Consider the following 352-nt stretch of genomic DNA (forward strand, 5'->3'; position numbering starts at 1 on the left):
TCCGATAGCTTTTAAACGCTACCCGGTTCGAGCCTCCATTGAATTTTACTTCAACTTCACTCTGCCCATGGATAGATCACACGGTTTCGGGTCTATGACATCTAACTTTCGCCCTATTAAGACTCGATTTCTCTACGGCTCCGGTACTTTATACTTTAACCTTGCTAGATATCATAACTCGCTGGCCCGTTCTACAAAAAGTACACGATCCTGGCTTTTGCCAGTTTCGCTGCTTGTAAACATTAGGTTTCAGTTTCTATTTCACTCCCCTCCCGGGGTTCTTTTCACCTTTCCCTCACGGTACTTGTTCGCTATCGGTCACCAAGTAGTATTTAGCCTTGGGGGGTGGTCC

The 352-nt window shown here is 46.0% G+C and carries 1 rRNA gene; it reads right to left on the minus strand.

Annotated features, from left to right (window positions below):
• Positions 1 to 352: ribosomal RNA gene (locus EII23_RS12595) — 23S ribosomal RNA — on the minus strand; the annotation flags it as partial.

The sequence above is a fragment of the Desulfovibrio sp. OH1186_COT-070 genome, from assembly GCF_003860215.1.
In the GTDB taxonomy this organism is placed as follows: domain Bacteria; phylum Desulfobacterota; class Desulfovibrionia; order Desulfovibrionales; family Desulfovibrionaceae; genus Desulfovibrio.